Origin of the sequence: Photorhabdus tasmaniensis, from assembly GCF_011189505.1 — a bacterium.
GTDB lineage: Bacteria > Pseudomonadota > Gammaproteobacteria > Enterobacterales > Enterobacteriaceae > Photorhabdus > Photorhabdus tasmaniensis.
In genome coordinates this window covers 34276-51505 of sequence record NZ_PUJU01000019.1, presented here as the reverse complement: position 1 = coordinate 51505, position 17230 = coordinate 34276, and the positions used below count along the sequence as shown (strand labels likewise).

Genomic DNA, 17230 nt, shown 5'->3' with positions numbered 1-17230 from the left:
GCGATTGTGGTATATGTTGTTTGTTTGGTGAATGTTCTTTGCTTGCGATAAGTTGTGATCGAAACGCATCTTAAGGGCATTCTAAATAGGCATAAGATAGTGGCAATTTGCCCTGCCAACTCATTAATCGGCATTATGGAAGGAGCTCGCTTATGGCTTATGAACATATTCTTGTTGCGGTTGATTTATCCCCGGAAAGTCAGGTATTGGTACAAAAAGCTATTTCCATGGCAAAACCGTACAATGCCAAAGTTTCCCTGATCCATGTTGATGTTAACTATTCCGATCTCTACACCGGTTTGATTGATGTTAATCTCGGTGATATGCAGCAACGCATTACTGACGAGACTCGCAATGCGTTGAAAGATCTCTCCGCAGGGACAGATTATGGCATTCAGGAAACCCTGAGCGGTAGCGGTGATCTGGCTCAGGTATTAGTTGATGCGATTAAGAAATATGACATAGATCTGGTTGTTTGTGGTCATCATCAGGATTTTTGGAGCAAACTGATGTCTTCTGCCCGTCAGCTGATTAACACGGTTCATGTTGATATGCTGATCGTTCCTTTACGTAACGATGAATAGCCATAGACTGAAAATTTATTCGATAAAATCGCCTGCTTATGCAGGCGTTTTTTTTGATGAAATGGGGTGTTGTTTGGTTTATGCCCGATGCAATCAAGAAATTTTTTTTACCTTTCTATAAAAAAACTTCTTGAAAGATGAATATAAAACAGTGATATATTTAAAGGGCAAACACAACTTACCTCACATTTTCGACAAAAATAATTATTAGAGAATTGCTGAGGAGACATTACAACCAAAGTAGAAATAAGGAATAACTATGAGCTGTTTACTCTCTTTGTCTTCATTTCTTGGATCGATTCAACGCAGGGATGAATATCAACCAGAATATCTTCAGGCTGTCCGGGAAGTATTCACCTCTCTTTGGCCGTTCCTTGAACAAAATCAGAAATATCGTGAACAAAGTTTGCTGGAGCGTATGATAGAACCGGAAAGGGTTATCCAGTTTCGAGTTTGCTGGGTAGATGATCAAGGTAAGGTTCAAGTGAACCGTGCATGGCGAGTGCAGTTCAACTCAGCTATTGGTCCGTATAAAGGTGGTATGCGTTTTCATCCATCGGTGAATCTCTCTATTCTAAAATTCCTTGGCTTCGAACAAACCTTGAAAAATGCGCTGACGACTTTACCGATGGGTGGTGGTAAAGGGGGTTCAGATTTTGATCCCAAAGGAAAAAGTCAGGGTGAAGTGATGCGTTTCTGTCAGGCGTTAATGACAGAATTGTACCGCCATTTGGGGCCCGATACCGACGTTCCTGCGGGGGATATTGGTGTAGGTGGCCGTGAAGTGGCTTTTATGTCAGGTATGATGAAAAAGCTCTCTAATAACACCGCTTGTGTATTTACTGGCAAAGGTCTCTCTTTCGGTGGTAGTTTGATTCGTCCGGAAGCAACCGGTTATGGTCTGGTTTATTTCACCAATGCCATGCTAAAACGTCATGGTATGAGCTTTGACGGTATGCGGGTGTCGGTTTCCGGTGCAGGTAACGTCGCACAGTATACTATTGAGAAATGCATGGCGCTGGGGGCGAAAGTGATCACTGCTTCTGATTCCGGTGGCACAGTGGTTGATGAAGAAGGTTTCACGCTGGAGAAATTGGCTCACCTTGAAGAGATTAAAAATCAGCACTATGGTCGAGTGGAAGAGTATGCCAAAGAGCGGGGGCTGACGTTCCTGAAAGGGTTACAACCCTGGTCTGTGCCGGTTGATATCGCTTTGCCATGCGCTACTCAGAACGAGTTGGATTTGGATGCGGCTAAGGTCCTTATCAAGAATGGCGTTAAAGCCGTAGCTGAAGGGGCGAATATGCCAGCAACCATTTCAGCGACTGAAGCCTTTATTGAAGCAGGCGTGCTATTCGCACCAGGTAAAGCAGCCAACGCGGGCGGCGTGGCAACATCGGGTTTGGAAATGGCGCAAAACGCAGCACGTTTAGGCTGGAAGGCTGAGAAAGTGGATGCACGTTTGCATCACATTATGCTGGATATTCATCACGCCTGTGTTGAGTATGGTGGCGAGAGCAAACAGACCAATTATGTTCAGGGTGCGAATATTGCCGGATTTGTAAAAGTGGCTGACGCTATGCTCTCTCAGGGTATCTTGTAAATTAAAGTGATCAGCCGCAATATGCGGCTGATATTTTAACAAGGATAGATATCAAAACGGTGGTTTTTTGTGGTGATAGCCGCTGATGCAGCTATTCCAGCTAAAGGTTCTGCATAATCAGGTCGCTTTACCACGACACGGCGTTTTGCCAGAGCTCGTGCAGGGGATAGCAAATTATCAGCATCTTCATCGGCACCAACCAGAGACTGAAACACCCGCATCTCTTTCTTCACCAGTGCACTTTTCTGTTTATGTGGATACATAGGATCAAGATAAACCACATCAGGCTGCGGTGTAATATCGGTCAGTGCTGTGATGCTGGAGGCATGGAGTAATGTCATGCGTTCTCTCAGCCAGCCGCCGATTTCTTCATCCTGATAACCACGTTGAAGCCCATCATCCAGCAATGCTGCGACCACAGGATGGCGTTCCAGCATTCTTACATGACAACCCAGTGATGCCAGTACAAAGGCGTCACGTCCCAGACCTGCGGTAGCATCCACGACGGTTGGCAGATAATCTTTTTTGATTCCTACGGCTTTCGCAACGGCTTCACCTCGTCCGCCACCAAAGCGGCGGCGATGTGCCATGGTGCCTGAGATAAAATCCACATAGATGCCGCCTAGTTTGGGCTCATCCCTTTTGCGGAGTTCGAGATGTTGAGGTGTAAGAACCAATGCCATGACAGCACTTTCGTCATGCACCAGCCGCCAGCGTTTCGCCAGTTGAGATAAGGCGCTGCTATCAGCGCCTTGTTCACAGATTAAACAGATACCCACCCTGATTATCCCTTGATACCAGAACTACGCAGCATTGCATCCAGTTTGGGTTCACGGCCCCGGAAACGTTTGAACAGTTCCATTGGATCTTCAGAACCACCACGGGACAGAAGATTATCAAGGAAAGATTGCCCGGTTTCACGGTTGAAAATCCCTTCTTCTTCGAAGCGTGAAAAGGCATCAGCTGCCAGCACTTCAGCCCACAGATAGCTGTAGTAACCTGCGGCATAACCACCGGAGAAGATATGACTGAATGAGTGTGGGAAGCGGCCCCATTTAGGTGAAGGCACTACGGAAACCAATTTTTTCACTTTCTTTAAGGTTTGCATGATCTGAGCACCTTTTGCTGGATCATACTCAACATGCAAACGGAAATCGAACTGACCAAACTCAAGCTGACGTAGCATAGCCATTGCAGCTTGATAGTTTTTCGCTGCTAAAAGATTATCCAGCATAGATTGTGGCAGGGGCTCTTTAGTTTCATAGTGACCAGAAATAAATGCCAGTGCTTCTGGTTTCCAGCACCAATTTTCCATGAACTGGCTTGGCATCTCAACCGCATCCCATGGCACGCCATTAATACCGGAAACAGCAGCAGTTTCAATCTGGGTCAGCATCAGGTGCAGACAGTGACCGAACTCGTGGAACAGCGTGTTTACTTCACTGTGGGTGAACAGAGCTGGTTTACCACCAACAGGTTTGTTGAAGTTGCAGTTCAGATAAGCGACTGGTTTTTGCAGCTCGCCGTTGGAATGGCGCATCTTGCTGATACATTCATCCATCCAGGCACCGCCCCGTTTATGTTCGCGCGCATAGAGATCCATATAGAAACTGCCGTGCAGCTCATTTTTGTCATCATATAGATCGAAGAAACGGACATCTGGGTGCCAGGTTTCTACATCATGGCGCTCTTTGGCAGTAATGCCATAGATACGGCGAACAACTTCAAATAGTCCTTCAACAGCTCGCTGTTCAGGGAAATAAGGACGTAATTGTTCGTCATTAATAGAAAACTTATGCTGTTTTTGTTTTTCGGCATAATAAGCCATATCCCAAGCTTCCAGCTCGTGGGCGCAATGATGCCATTTCGCAAAACATGTTAACTCATCTACTTCTTCTTCACCTTGTGGATGAGCGCGTTTTGTCAAATCATTCAGAAAATCCAAAACTTCCTTAGGCGTTTTTGCCATTTTGGTTGCAAGAGATTGTTCAGCATAATTTTTGAAGCCAAGCAATTGGGCTTGCTCATGACGTAGTGCAAGGAGTTCAGCCATCACTTCGCTGTTATCCCATTTACCGGCATTTGGGCCTTGATCAGAAGCACGAGTTTGATAAGCGTGATAAATTTCCCGACGTAATTCACGATCTTCTGCATAGGTAATAACCGGCTGATAACTTGGCGCTTCCAAAGTCAGCAGCCAGCCTTTTTTTCCTCTCGCTTCTGCCTGAGCTTTAGCTGCGGCAATCGCACTTTCAGGCAGACCAGACAAATCTTCCACATCAGTAATTAACTTGGTCCAGCCCATAGTGGCATCAAGCACGTTATTGCTGAATTGAGAACTTAAATCTGACAAACGTGCGCTGATCTCGCCATAACGTTTCTGTTTCGCCTCAGGCAGACCGATACCTGACAGTTTAAAATCGCGCAATGAATTTTCGACAGCTTGGCGTTGAGGTTGAGAGAGTTTCTCAAACTCAGCACTCTCACGTAATGACTTATATGCTTGATACAGGCCCTTGTGTTGACCTAACCAGGTACTGAATTCAGACAGCAATGGTAAACTTTCTTCGTAGACTGCACGCAGCTCCGGACTGTTTTTAACTGAATTCAGATGATTGACTGGTGACCATGCACGTGACTGTTTATCATTTGCTTCAGCCAGTGGCTGACACAGATTGTCCCAGGTAAAAACGGTATTCTCGGCTAGGATCTTTTCGACAGTTTGGCGGTAATTTGCAATGACTTCTTTTACAGCAGGAACAACATGTTCTGGTTTAATAGAAGAAAATTTTGGTAAACCGGATGGAACGAGTAACGGATTAGTCATATAGGGTCCTGTTTGTGTTTGGGATACATGGCTGAATGAGCAGTGTATCGTAATGGGTATCGGCTAATAAGATGTAGGTAAAATTCGGCAAACTCAACGCGAATATCAAGTTTTTTAACAACAAAATTTAATGCTTTTTAGGAAATTGATGAATTGTTTCCGCAGATCGGTTCAGAAGCCTTACAGCACGCGCTATAATCGGCATGTTTTCATAATTCTTTCGTATTGATATGGAAGATCATCGTCCCCGGTGGGGCGGCTGGACTTCAAATCCAGATGGGGCCGCCAGTGGTCTCTGGCAGGTTCGACTCCTGTGATCTTCCGCCAAAGCTTGTCTGGGGTTATCTCACCAAATCTGTGGCAAGGATGTATAATAACGGGTATAGATTTTTACTATGCACTTTTGAGCTATATACAGATGCCGTTAACTAATTATCCAGAATACCGCATTAATAACTACGGAAGATGTTATTGATCTTCTGGAGCAGTTATCTGATAGATTTGCTAAAGATTTTCGATTTGGCCTAGGCCTTCTTTGGGAATATCGATATATTTGCGAAATAATGGCAAGTTTAGAAGGTATTAGTACATTAATTATCCACAAGGGAAAAGATGCAAAGATAGATCCTCCATCCTCCATCCTCCATCCTTTATTCTTGGTATAAATAGATTCCATGCATTGCGTAAAGAGATAAACCGTATCACCTCTCGCTATCAACGAGACGCACGTAAGGAAAAACAATTTCACATTTACCAAAATCTCCTACAATTTTTTGATAAAAACAAGACACTATTAAATCCAAAATATCGTTTTGATGGTGAAAAACTTATTTTAACCCGGTAACAACATGAAAAAAGAGGGTTTAACCCTCTTTGAACAGTAGATAATCTATTATTTTGTAATCAATTTAAATAAATAAAGAAAAAAGGGCTGTCCTAAATAATGATAAATTCTTCAAAATAACGCCAGAGCAGTATGCTGTTTTTAACAATAAAAATTATAATGATTAAACGGGTATTTAAGCGTTAACAGATCGCGAAAATAGCTTGTAAAAATAACGATATGAGTTGATTTTAGCGTTAAATCACATTAAAGGTATAAAAAGAGGCGTGATTTAAATAAAACCGTATAAAAGCAATGCTATTGGGTAGGGTAAAATAGTGTAAAGCAAGTTTAAGTGAGCGTATTTAATGTATCTTGGTGTTGTATAATAACACTGAAAGTAACCCAGTTCGTATTCGGTTAAATCGTGTGTTTGAGGATTTTGTTATTCTTATTTGTCCTTTTTTTACTGGGTATATAAGCATTAATATAGTACGGGCACGTCAACATAGCTCTGGCGTGGTTTCAGAGGAAAAGCAATCAATATGATGCAAGTACTGATTCTGTTTATATGCTGGTTTTTTGGTGCCAGAAGGAAGCAGGTTACTGATGAACTTCTGGTTGCCAGTTCTGGGAATCAGAGAAGGTTGGAGATATTCTTCCTTATTCCAACCCTAACTCTTTTAACTTCCGCGTAATGGTATTACGCCCCCAACCTAGTAGCCGTGCAGCATCCTGCTTATGTCCTTGGCTATGTTTAAGTGCACAGTTAAGTAAAGTACGTTCCAGCAATGGTAAGGCTTCAGATAGCAGATCCTGCTGACCATTTTCCAACGCATTTGTTGCCCAGTGAGCGAGTAGCTGCGGCCAGTTTTCCGGCATTGTTGTTGCCAATGTTGTCATGCTGGTTTCAGGGTGATGAGTTTCAAATAATTCAGGCGGCAAATCTTGTACTAATACTTCCTGACTCGCCGCCATCACAGTTAGCCAGCGGCAGATGTTTTCCAACTGGCGAACATTGCCCGGCCAGGGTAAGCGCATTAAAGCAATTTCTGCGTCAGGGTGGAGAATTTTTGCTTCTACCCCCAGCTCTTTGGCAGTTTGTTGCAGGAAATGACGGGTCAGACGAGGGATATCCTCCACTCTGTCACGCAGGGGGGGTAATTGCATACGAATAACATTCAGGCGGTGATACAGATCTTCACGGAATTGGCCTTTTTCTACCAGGCGTTCTATATCCTGGTGGGTTGCAGCAATAATCCGCACATCCACTTTCACGGGGGCATAGCCACCAACCCGGTAAAACTGGCCTTCGGCCAATACCCGTAACAGGCGGGTCTGAATGTCTAATGGCATATCGCCAATTTCATCAAGAAATAGCGAACCGCGATTGGCCTGTTCAAATCGGCCATGACGTACTTGATTGGCGCCAGTAAAAGCCCCTTTCTCATGACCAAACAGCTCTGATTCAATCAGATCTTTGGGAATCGCTGCCATATTAAGTGCAATAAATGGTTCATTTGCTCTTGGACTGTGGCGGTGCAGGGCATGGGCTACCAATTCTTTCCCTGTACCGGATTCGCCATTAATCAGCACACTGATCGAGGAACGGGAAAGGCGGCCAATAATGCGGTAAACATCTTGCATAGCAGGCGCTTCACCTATCATGTCGGAAACCGGTGTAACGACCTGTGGATTTTTAGCGGGTTGATTCTGTTCGCGGGAGTGGCTAAGTGCCCGTTCCAGCAGTGCGACGGCTTCATCAATATCAAAGGGTTTTGGTAAGTAATCAAAAGCGCCTTGTTGATAGGCACTGACTGCGGCATCCAGATCAGAATGGGCTGTCATAATAATGACCGGCAGCAACGGGTGACTTTGCTTGATATTGTTCAGCAGGTGCAAGCCGTTCATTCCCGGCATACGGATGTCAGAAATCAGGACATCCGGTGTGTTTTGGGCCAGCGCGGTCAGTACACTGTCAGCGTCTGCGAAACTGATGCATTCCATCCCCGCGCTACTTAGCGCCCGTTCAAGTACCCAGCGGATTGAGTTGTCATCATCCACGATCCAGATTTTTCCTCGTTGCATAGTTATCCTTTATTGCTTGATCGGTAAGTAGATAGAAAATTCTGTGTGCCCCGGCCAGCTGGTAAATTCTATTTTACCGGAGTGCTGATCTATTAAATTGCGGGCAATGGATAGACCAAGACCGGTTCCGCCTTCATGAGCACTGACCATCGGGTAGAACAGTGTGTCCTGAATCTGTGGCGGGATACCTGGCCCGTTGTCTTCCACATCTATTCTGGCAGCCAGACGATAGCGCTTACCATGCAGGGTGATTTGGAAAGCAGTCCGGGTGCGCAGGGTAATGGTGCCACCCTGTGTGCCCAGAGCTTGCAAGGCGTTACGGGTGATGTTCAGCAGCACCTGCTCAATCTGATCCGGGTAGTGAGCCAGTTCTGGCAGACTCGGATCGTAATCTTTTATCAGTGTGACGTTATCCGGCATCTCCAGCGAGACTAATTGATAGACTCGTTCAGCAACATAATGAATGCTTTGTTTAATTTGTTCGCCCGGATGTTGTGGGCCAAGTAATCTGTCTACCAGATGACGTAACCGGTCCGCCTGTTCAATAATCACCTGGGTGTATTCCTGCAAAGCAGGATCAGGCAGTGCTCTTGAAAGTAATTGTGCGGCTCCCCTCAGCCCGCCGAGGGGATTTTTGATTTCATGTGCCAGCCCCCGAACCAATTCCCGTGCCGCTATCTGCTGGGCTTGTTGTACCTGCTCTTGGCTTAACCGGCGTTGACTATCCATAGGCGCCAGTTCCAGCAAAATAAACTGCCCGGAAATGGGTTGGGCACTGAGCGACATAATATGAGAGCGGTTATTAACCACTAACGTCACTTCGTTGTCAGTAAAACTCTGACCACTGACTAAACTGGATCGCATTAGTTCTGTATCCAGTGAAAAGTAACTGAACAGCACCGGAAGAGGTGTACCTAATAGTTTACGGGCACTCTGAGCTAATAGTTGCAGCGCTGCATGGTTGGCATAGCGGATCACGAGATCGGTATCCAGCACCAGTACGCTGTTAATCAGTGAGTTTAATATTTGCCCGGTATCGGGTAGATTTTCCGTTTTCATTTACACTCCCGCCACATCCCCGCACCTTTTTGGTGCACTGTATCATATTCGAACGTAAAACCCAGTCAAAGTCTGAGCTCAGGGAGCAGGAAAAAGGCCCATCCGAAGATGGGCTAAAGGTTTCACGGCAACAAAAAATGATCAGCAGGAACGGCGCTGGTAATTACACACTGTAATACAGTTCAAACTCCAGTGGATGTGGTGTCAGGCGGACACGTTCCATTTCACTGTTTTTCAATTCAATATAAGCATCAATGGCGTCATCAGTGAAGACACTACCACGGGTCAGGAACTCACGGTCGGTATCCAATGCTGCCAGTGCTTCATCCAGAGAAGAAGCGACGGTTGGGATCTCTTTGGCTTCTTCCGGTGGCAGGTCATACAGGTTTTTATCCATCGCATCACCCGGATGGATTTTATTGATGATACCGTCAAGGCCAGCCATCAACTGAGCGGCAAAGGCCAAATAAGGGTTAGCTGCCGGGTCAGGGAAACGTATTTCAATACGGCGGGCTTTGGTGCTGGCGACAACCGGAATACGGATGGATGCAGAACGGTTACGGGCAGAGTAGGCCAGCATAACCGGTGCTTCATAGCCGGGAACCAGACGTTTATAGGAGTTGGTTGTCGGGTTGGTAAATGCGTTCAATGCACGGGCATGTTTGATAATACCGCCGATGTAGAACAACGCCAGTTCGGACAGACCACCGTATTTGTCACCGGCAAACAGGTTGGTGCCGTTTTTGGACAGGGACATATGACAGTGCATGCCGGAGCCGTTATCACCAACCAGTGGTTTTGGCATGAAGGTGGCGGTTTTGCCAAAATTGTGCGCCACATTATGTACGACGTATTTGTAAATCTGGGTTTCGTCAGCCTTTTTGGTCATGGTGTTGAAGCGAGTAGCAATTTCATTTTGACCAGCAGTGCCAACTTCATGATGGTGAGCTTCCACAACCAGTCCCATTGCTTCCATCGTCAGGCACATGGCTGAACGTAAATCCTGAGAAGAATCAACCGGAGGCAGCGGGGCGTAACCGCCTTTTACCGCAGGTCGGTGGCCTTTGTTACCGCCTTCGTATCGAGTTCCAGAGTTCCATGCTGCTTCAATATCATCAATATGGTAGTAGGAACCGGACATAGAACTGCCGAAACGTATGTCGTCAAACAGGAAAAACTCAGGTTCAGGCCCACACAGGACGGTATCTGCAATGCTGCTTGAGCGCAAAAAATCTTCAGCGCGTTTGCAGATGGAGCGTGGATCGCGTTCATAGCCTTGCATGGTGCCGGGTTCCAGAATGTCACAACGGAGGATCAGAGTGGCATCATCAAAGAACGGATCAAGCATCGCTGTACTTGAGTCTGGCATCAGCACCATGTCGGATTCGTTAATACCTTTCCAACCGTGAATTGAAGAGCCATCGAACATTTTGCCATCTTCAAAGAAGTCCGCATTAACCTGATGAGCCGGAATGGTCATATGTTGTTCTTTGCCTTTGGTATCAGTGAAACGCAAATCGATAAACTTCACCTGATGCTCTTCAATCATGGTTAAAACATGTTCAGCGGACATACTCGGTTTCTCCTGGTTTGTGTCGGTCTTGGTAAAATGGTTTTAGATTAAGACTTAAAGAAAACACAATTACATTGTTTTACCTTAACAAGGCTATTTACGCGTTTGCAAACTTATAGTTGTGAAAAACAATCTTATTAGATGAGAAAAACAATTGCGAAAAGCGTGCCAACTTTCTGACACCTTGCAATATACTGTGTTATGGGTATCCCTATGATGAGATGCCTTAATATTCAGGAAGATTGCACTATATTGGTGCGATTATGTTACTATCCTGCACCCTGTCGGTGCATTTTTATCAATAGTGCATCTTTTATAGGCGTGAAAGGGATCACAATTCCATTGGTATCAAGTTGTTAAGAACAGATTCTTGTGATCCTGTTTAGTCCCTCGACCAATGTGTGTACAATAGCGCGCTATTTCTAAATGCCTGAGGCAAAGTTTGTGATCGAAAAATTGCGTAATATCGCCATTATCGCGCATGTTGACCATGGTAAAACTACCTTGGTTGACAAGCTGCTGCAACAATCCGGTACTTTCGGTGACCGTGCGACAGCAACAGAACGTGTGATGGACTCCAATGATCTGGAGAAAGAGCGTGGAATTACTATCCTCGCAAAAAATACCGCCATTAAATGGAATGACTACCGTATTAATATCGTAGACACTCCGGGACATGCTGATTTCGGCGGTGAAGTAGAACGTGTTATGTCTATGGTTGACAGCGTACTGTTGCTAGTCGATGCCATGGATGGGCCTATGCCTCAGACCCGTTTTGTAACGCAGAAAGCGTTTGCTCATGGTTTAAAACCTATTGTCGTTATCAACAAAGTTGACCGTCCTGGCGCACGTCCTGATTGGGTTGTCGATCAGGTGTTTGACCTGTTTGTAAACCTGGGTGCGACTGACGAGCAACTGGACTTCCCAATTATCTATGCATCTGCACTGATGGGCATTGCCGGTACTGAGCATACTGATATGGCCGAAGATATGACTCCGTTATATCAGGCGATTGTCGATCATGTAGAGCCACCGAAAGTTGATCTTAATGGTTCATTCCAGATGCAGATTTCTCAGCTGGATTACAACAACTATGTTGGTGTTATCGGTATTGGTCGTATCAAGCGTGGTACGGTTAAACCAAACCAGAACGTCACGATTATTGATAGTGAAGGTAAAACCCGGAACGGCAAAATTGGTAAAGTTCTGGGCCATTTGGGCCTGGAGCGTATTGAGAGTGAGCAAGCGGAAGCGGGTGACATCGTTGCGATTACCGGTTTGGGCGAGCTGAATATCTCCGATACCCTGTGTGACATCAATGCAGTTGAAGCACTGCCGCCACTGGCTGTTGATGAGCCGACGGTAAGCATGTTCTTCTGTGTTAACACCTCTCCTTTCTGTGGTCGTGAAGGTAAATATGTCACTTCACGTCAGATCCTTGAGCGCCTGAAGAAAGAGCTGGTTCACAACGTCGCACTGCGTGTCGACGAAACCGAAGATCCAGATGCGTTCTGTGTTTCTGGCCGTGGTGAACTGCATTTATCTGTGCTGATTGAGAACATGCGTCGTGAAGGTTTTGAACTGGCGGTATCCCGTCCGAAAGTTATCTTCCGTGAGATCGAAGGCCGCAAACAAGAGCCATTCGAGCAGGTGACTCTGGATATTGAAGAGCAGCATCAGGGTAATGTGATGCAGGCGCTGGGTGAGCGTAAAGCTGATCTGCGTGATATGTTGCCAGACGGTAAAGGCCGTGTGCGCCTTGATTACATCATTCCAAGCCGTGGTTTGATTGGCTTTCGGACTGAGTTCCTGACCATGACCTCGGGTACTGGCCTGTTGTATGCAACATTCAGCCACTATGATGATATTCGTGTGGGTGAAATCGGTCGCCGTCAGAACGGTGTCATGATTTCCAATGGTCAGGGTAAAGCGGTTGCTTATGCGCTTTACAGCTTGCAGGATCGTGGTAAGTTGTTCCTCGGTCATGGTGCGGAAGTGTATGAAGGCCAGGTAATCGGCATTCACTCCCGTTCCAATGACTTGACAGTTAACTGCCTGACAGGTAAGAAACTGACAAACGTCCGTGCGTCTGGTACTGACGAAGCGACAACCTTGTCTCCACATATTAAGAAAACCCTGGAACAGGCTCTGGAGTTTATTGATGATGACGAGCTGGTAGAAGTGACTCCTGTGTCGATTCGCCTGCGTAAACGCCATCTGACAGAAAACGACCGTCGTCGTGCGCATCGCAGTAAAGAGGCGTAATCTTTCCTGCCATGCAAATGCTTAGGGCGCCAATGGCGCCCTAAGTTTTTTGGGATTTATTTATTCAGTTAAATATATCTGAGATTATTTACCCAGCAATTGATAATACGTTGGGTTGTCATCACATTGCCCGCCGCCACACTCCAAAATGGTAGAGATCAAATTTGCGGTAATTAATACGACAAATATGCCAATAATAATCTGACCGAAAACAGACTTGCTTTCCTTTTCTTCGGTCTTTTTCTCCAGGCTTTTCAATATCAGCATGACTGATATGGCAATAATGGCAATAATGGAGCAAAGGAGGGCCCAAGTATAAAAATGCAGACCAAAAAGGGCAGAACCATAGCCAATATCGCCGGGTGTTATGTGTAAAAACACTTGTCGGATTGCAATAATTCCGGTCACGATACTGCCGATAAGCGCGATGCCATAGTGTGCGCTTTTTATACCAAAACGGAGATTAAACAGGAAACCAAATCCTATCATAATCATGCCTGTTCGCTGTAGCAAACATAATGGGCAAGGGAGTTCGGAAAGGACCAGTTGATAATAGAAGGCAACGGTAAGCGCGGCACTGATACCAAGTAACCCAATGATGTTGAATATTATGCCGTAGTTGATCGTCTGTTTTGCTGCTAATACCTGATTCATCAAATTGTCTCCTGTTAAAAAGATAGATTTAGCGAATCAGTCGCATGATGAATAAACCAGGCTATGGTTGTCACCAAGAGAAGACCCCATAGAGCATAGCTAGTTTTATTCTTTCCAACCAAGGTGGTTATGACCGCAAATAATGCGATCAAAAACGGTAAAAACATGTACATGGTTCACTCTCCTATAATGTTAAAAACATTCAAACCCTTCACCTGAGCAGATAGTCTTCTTCAGGGGAGGAATTCATAATACCAAGCTTGATACTGCTTGCTTTGATATAAGCGATCAATCATCCAAAGACCGGTTGACCATAAAGAAACACTTTGATGCCATTAATCAGGTCAACTATCTGTTGGTCTATTCGTACCGTGCTGCAAATAATAATTGTAGTCAATTTTTATTGTATTTGCCATCACTTGGGATAATGAGTGTAATTCCATTTGAAGGGGCTGTTTATGCTTTAATGAGCTGTTTTTTATTTAATAGTTAAGCAGGCAATGATTATGGGAGGTGAATTGCATCCCTGCTTTAAGGTTTTCCCATTTATTATCATTATTGATGGTGTTGTATTTAAACGGCTCAATTTATCCAATTTTCTACAATTAACCCATCTACGCGGTTGAATTCCTTTTCATTGTTAGTGACTACAATGAGTCCTGAACTTCTGGCGTGGCTTGCAATATGTAAGTCATTAATACCTATTGGATTGCCTTTCTTCTCAAGGCTTGCACGAATAGCGCCGTAGTGATAAGCCGCCTTTTCATCGTAAGTGACTACTGTGAGGCGGGATATAAAATCTTCAACAGTTTTTAAATTTTTTTCAGGAAAAACGCTTTTTTCTGCTCCGTGGATCAGTTCGGCAAGTGTAATATTTGACACAACCATACGTCCTGCATTGATATTAAATTTTTCTAATACCTCAACAGGGCGACGTTTAATGACATAGATAGCGATATTAGTGTCTAACATATACTTAAACATTAAAACGCCTCACGTTCTGACTGGTGTTGAGATGCCCTTTCAGGTAGGAAATCATCGGTTGGGCGTTCATCACTCATGAAGAAACTATCCCAGACATTTTCTATCGGGGAAATGATTCTTTCTTTACCGATTGCTCTGACCGTAACGTTTTTAACATTATCAGGGAATCTAACATCAGCGGGTATCCTGACATTTTGTGTGCGGTTGCTTATGAAAACTTTACTTGAGTACATATTTTTATTACCTCAGTCATATTGAATTAAAATAATTATAATCTGATTTATGTATATAGCAATGCTATATTGCATAAAATGGTGGTAAATTCTTCTTGGTAAAAAATTCCTTTAGCATCAATTCCCTTCGAGAGCTATGAGTAGCTGATAGATAGTATTTTTCTCTTGAGAAGGCTGAAATACGAGTGGTGGTTGGCTTTTAATCGACTTGGGCCATTTATACCTTGTGGCGAATACTTGATAACGGGAATAAAAACCCCTCGATGTTTTACCGTGAGGGGCTGTTATTGATATTTAATGTTTTCTTTAGTTTTTACTCATTTAATGCTTCGGCTTCTGTATTATCAGAAGCTGATTTAGAGCGGACTTTCGCAAAGAAGACAATCGTTACAATCACCATTGCCGCCAGGCCGATAATGACAGAGATATTCCAATCCAGGGCAAAACCTTCTGGCGCGAATGCTAGATAGGTGAAGCATACTGCGGTCATAAACATGGCCGGCAGGGTGGTGATCCAGTGGAATTTATCGCGGCGCAGCAGCCATGCTGATGCAGCCCACAACATAACCATTGCTGTGGTTTGGTTCGCCCAACCGAAGTAGCGCCAGATAATATTAAAATCGGTTTTGGTAATCAGATAACCGACAATAAACATGGGCACACTTAATAACAGACGCTTGGTCATTTCTTGCTGAGAAATATTCAGAAATTCAGCAATGATAAGGCGGGCAGAACGGAATGCCGTATCGCCGGAAGTAATTGGCAGGATCACTACACCCAGGATGGCCAGAATACCGCCAACCGTGCCCAGCAGCGAAGTGGAAACTTCATGAACCACCAGAGAGACAGTACCCTGATCAATCACCGCCTGTAGTGCGTTAGTGTCTTCATAGAAGCTCAGACCCAGCGTACACCAGATCAGCGCGATAATACCTTCACCAATCATTGTACCATAGAACACAAAGCGGCCATTTTTCTCATTCTGCATACAACGCGCCATCAGCGGGGACTGAGTCGCGTGGAAACCAGAAATCGCGCCACAGGCAATCGTGACGAACAACAGCGGCCAAACAGGCAGGTCTTTCGGGTGAAAATTAGTGGTGAAATCCAATCCTTGTGAGTAGAAAGGCTTATCGCTCATAGCCAAACCAACCATTAGCGCAACAGACATAAACAGCAACAACGCACCAAATAGTGGATAGAGACGACCGATGATTTTATCAATCGGGACCAGTGTCGCGAGAATATAGTAAGCAAAGATAACGCCAACCCAGATGGCAACGCTATCCCAGCCTATAGCCTCTTTTAGTAAGTTGTTCAGTAAGCCTGCCGGACTCAGCACAAATACCACACCAACCAGCATCAGCAGAATGACAGCAAAGATATTCATGAAATGTTTCATGGCCTTGCCCAGCTCATTACCGACGATGACGGGTACTGACGCTCCCCGTGCACGAACACTGAGCATACCCGAGAAATAATCGTGTACTGCGCCAGCAAAAATACAGCCGAATACAATCCACAGCATAGCAAGTGGACCATAGAGAGCACCAAGAATCGGGCCAAAAATAGGACCAACACCGGCAATATTAAGTAACTGAATTAACCAAACTTTTGGTGTGGACATCGCAACATAGTCAACACCATCTGCCATCGAAATCGCGGGGGTTTTTCTTTCCGGTCGAATGGTGAATATCTTTTCGACAATTTTGCCGTATATGAAATATCCAGCCAGAAGAAGCCCAATACAAAGGAGAAACCACAACATAAAATAACACCTTACTCTATTTTTTTGATCTGGAGGCTACTTTATCGTTTCATAAGAAAAATACCGTGAAGTAATTCGCTTTTTACTTTTTCGTACTGTTTTCTAATTAAAAATACGATTAAAGTAAAAAGTTATTAATTAACCAGGAGGTGGTCATGCTATATATCTTCGATATGGGTAATGTGATTATTGATATTGATTTTAAAAGAGTTTTAGCTGTCTGGAGTAATTTGAGCGGCACACCTCTTGCGACATTGACTAAAAGTTTCTCAATGGGAGAAACGTTTGAAAAACATGAGCGTGGTCAAATTACTGATCTGGAATTCGCTGATACGTTATGCCAGGAAATGAATATTTCACTCAGTTTTGAGCAGTTTACTGTCGGATGGCACGCTATTTTTATTGATATTCGGCCTGAAATCATTCAGATAATGAATAAATTACGTGAAGCAGGGCATCGGGTTGTGGTGCTATCCAACACAAACCGTCTGCACCTGGATTACTGGCCGCATCATTACCCAGAAATTGCGGCATCGGCTGATTACCTCTACCTGTCCCAAGATTTGGCAATGCGTAAACCTGAACCTGATATTTTCAAATATGTTCTTGAAGCAGAAGGTTTCTCACCGGATCAGGCGGTATTTTTTGATGATGTGCTGGAAAATGTGGAGGCGGCCAGTGTATCAGGAATCAATAGTATTCATGTCATTGACCGGCAGACAGTGCCGGATTATTTCAAAACAATCGGTTTTTCTGAATAGAATTAGTC

Annotated in this window: 14 protein-coding genes and 1 tRNA gene; 5 read left to right on the top strand and 10 right to left on the bottom strand. The window is 44.6% G+C overall.

Features of this window, described 5'->3' with window-relative positions:
- Positions 1 to 152: 152 nt before the first annotated feature.
- Positions 153 to 584 (top strand): universal stress protein UspA, encoded by a 432-nt coding sequence (gene uspA / locus C5471_RS11010; protein ID WP_133814482.1) that lies wholly within the window; start codon positions 153 to 155, stop codon positions 582 to 584.
- A gap of 259 nt (positions 585 to 843) precedes the next feature.
- Positions 844 to 2187: an NADP-specific glutamate dehydrogenase gene (gdhA, locus tag C5471_RS11005; RefSeq protein ID WP_133814481.1), complete on the top strand. Its 1344-nt coding sequence runs from the start codon at positions 844 to 846 to the stop codon at positions 2185 to 2187.
- A gap of 35 nt (positions 2188 to 2222) precedes the next feature.
- Here the strand turns inward: gdhA and rsmJ are convergent, their stop codons facing one another.
- On the bottom strand, positions 2223 to 2966 hold the full coding sequence (gene rsmJ, locus C5471_RS11000; RefSeq protein WP_166295858.1) for a 16S rRNA (guanine(1516)-N(2))-methyltransferase RsmJ: 744 nt from the start codon (positions 2964 to 2966) through the stop codon (positions 2223 to 2225).
- Positions 2967 to 2971: 5 nt separating this feature from the next.
- Complete coding sequence (gene prlC, locus C5471_RS10995) at positions 2972 to 5014, bottom strand: oligopeptidase A (protein ID WP_133814479.1); 2043 nt, start codon at positions 5012 to 5014, stop codon at positions 2972 to 2974.
- 232 nt (positions 5015 to 5246) lie between these two features.
- Between prlC and C5471_RS10990 the strand changes: the two genes are divergently transcribed.
- A tRNA-Sec gene (locus tag C5471_RS10990) sits at positions 5247 to 5341 on the top strand.
- A 1159-nt stretch (positions 5342 to 6500) separates the two neighbouring features.
- Here C5471_RS10990 and glnG read toward each other — a convergent pair.
- The 3 genes from glnG to glnA form a co-directional block, all read right to left on the bottom strand.
- Positions 6501 to 7925 (bottom strand): nitrogen regulation protein NR(I), encoded by a 1425-nt coding sequence (gene glnG, locus C5471_RS10985; protein ID WP_133814477.1) that lies wholly within the window; start codon positions 7923 to 7925, stop codon positions 6501 to 6503.
- Positions 7926 to 7934: 9 nt separating this feature from the next.
- Positions 7935 to 8984 (bottom strand): nitrogen regulation protein NR(II), encoded by a 1050-nt coding sequence (gene glnL / locus C5471_RS10980; protein ID WP_133814476.1) that lies wholly within the window; start codon positions 8982 to 8984, stop codon positions 7935 to 7937.
- A 163-nt stretch (positions 8985 to 9147) separates the two neighbouring features.
- Positions 9148 to 10557 carry a glutamate--ammonia ligase gene (gene glnA, locus C5471_RS10975; protein ID WP_133814475.1) on the bottom strand — a complete coding sequence of 470 codons (1410 nt, stop codon included), beginning with the start codon at positions 10555 to 10557 and terminating at the stop codon, positions 9148 to 9150.
- Positions 10558 to 10983: 426 nt separating this feature from the next.
- Between glnA and typA the strand changes: the two genes are divergently transcribed.
- Positions 10984 to 12822 (top strand): ribosome-dependent GTPase TypA, encoded by a 1839-nt coding sequence (gene typA, locus C5471_RS10970; protein ID WP_133814474.1) that lies wholly within the window; start codon positions 10984 to 10986, stop codon positions 12820 to 12822.
- 84 nt (positions 12823 to 12906) lie between these two features.
- On the opposite strand, the gene C5471_RS10965 is transcribed toward typA, so the two are convergent.
- The 5 genes from C5471_RS10965 to C5471_RS10950 form a co-directional block, all read right to left on the bottom strand.
- Positions 12907 to 13476 (bottom strand): disulfide bond formation protein B, encoded by a 570-nt coding sequence (locus C5471_RS10965; RefSeq protein ID WP_133814473.1) that lies wholly within the window; start codon positions 13474 to 13476, stop codon positions 12907 to 12909.
- A gap of 14 nt (positions 13477 to 13490) precedes the next feature.
- The gene (locus tag C5471_RS24325; RefSeq protein WP_036833676.1) at positions 13491 to 13643 is read right to left on the bottom strand and encodes a DUF5993 family protein; all 153 of its coding nucleotides are present in this window, start codon (positions 13641 to 13643) and stop codon (positions 13491 to 13493) included.
- Positions 13644 to 14058: 415 nt separating this feature from the next.
- Positions 14059 to 14460 (bottom strand): type II toxin-antitoxin system tRNA(fMet)-specific endonuclease VapC, encoded by a 402-nt coding sequence (vapC, locus tag C5471_RS10960; protein ID WP_133814472.1) that lies wholly within the window; start codon positions 14458 to 14460, stop codon positions 14059 to 14061.
- The gene (gene vapB, locus C5471_RS10955) at positions 14460 to 14693 is read right to left on the bottom strand and encodes a type II toxin-antitoxin system VapB family antitoxin (protein ID WP_133814471.1); all 234 of its coding nucleotides are present in this window, start codon (positions 14691 to 14693) and stop codon (positions 14460 to 14462) included. Before vapB ends, vapC begins: the two co-directional genes overlap by 1 nt.
- 313 nt (positions 14694 to 15006) lie before the next feature.
- Positions 15007 to 16461, bottom strand: a complete 1455-nt coding sequence (locus C5471_RS10950) for a carbon starvation CstA family protein (RefSeq protein WP_133814470.1) — start codon at positions 16459 to 16461, stop codon at positions 15007 to 15009.
- A gap of 155 nt (positions 16462 to 16616) precedes the next feature.
- Here C5471_RS10950 and yihX point away from each other — a divergent pair, with 155 nt between their 5' ends.
- Positions 16617 to 17222, top strand: coding sequence for a glucose-1-phosphatase (gene yihX, locus C5471_RS10945; RefSeq protein WP_133814469.1), 606 nt, complete (start codon positions 16617 to 16619; stop codon positions 17220 to 17222).
- The last annotated feature ends 8 nt before the right edge of the window (positions 17223 to 17230 follow it).